Origin of the sequence: Streptococcus pseudopneumoniae ATCC BAA-960 = CCUG 49455 (assembly GCF_002087075.1) — a bacterium.
Classification (GTDB): domain Bacteria; phylum Bacillota; class Bacilli; order Lactobacillales; family Streptococcaceae; genus Streptococcus; species Streptococcus pseudopneumoniae.
This window is the reverse complement of the sequence record NZ_MWSM01000082.1, coordinates 1-743: the sequence shown is the minus strand read 5'-3', so window position 1 is coordinate 743 and position 743 is coordinate 1. Positions and strand designations below refer to the sequence as shown.

General features: G+C 40.1%; 1 protein-coding gene. It reads left to right on the top strand.

Features of this window, described 5'->3' with window-relative positions:
- The first annotated feature begins 132 nt into the window (after window positions 1–132).
- Window positions 133–606 carry an IS200/IS605 family transposase gene (tnpA, locus tag B4W83_RS11920; RefSeq protein WP_001140801.1) on the top strand — a complete coding sequence of 158 codons (474 nt, stop codon included), beginning with the start codon at window positions 133–135 and terminating at the stop codon, window positions 604–606.
- Window positions 607–743: the final 137 nt, after the last annotated feature.

Genomic DNA, 743 nt, shown 5'->3' with positions numbered 1-743 from the left:
TCAAGCCAGTTTTTCTCGTAGAGAAAAACAAGAAAACCACCAGCTATGCTGGTGGCTGACAAGGCTTCTAGCTTCCATTTATTTTTCCAAGTATAATCTAATTGTTCAGGTTAGATAAAGGAGGAAAAATAAATGGCTAAAACCAGTTACAGTTTATCACATACTAAATGGATGTGCAAATATCATATAGTTTTTACACCTAAGTATCGCCGTAAGGCGATATATTACAAAGTCAGGTCGGATTTGATAGATATTATTAAACATCTATGCGGTTGTCGTGGCGTGGAGATTATCGAAGGTCATATGATGCCAGACCATGTACACCTGCTTGTACTGATACCTCCCAAACTTTCGATTTCCGATTTTATGGGGTATCTCAAGAGCAAAAGTGCATTGATGATATTTGATAAGCACGCTAATTTAAAATATAAGTATGGAAATCGAAAGTTCTGGGCTAGGGGATACTATGTAAGTACCGTTGGACTAAACGAAAAGACCGTAGCTAAATATATTCGCGAGCAGGAAAAGAATGACATTGCACTCGATAAGCTGAGTGTAAAAGAATATGAAGATCCGTTTTCTGATGGCGGATTTAGAACAAGGTAAAAGCCCGTTGTGACGGGCATTAGTCAAGTAATATAGCACGACCTGAACGAAGTTCAGCGAGCGTCTTTAGACGCCGCTGGAGAGAAACGGCTTATAGCCGGTGTACAAGCCACCCGTTTTCACGGGTGGTTATGACT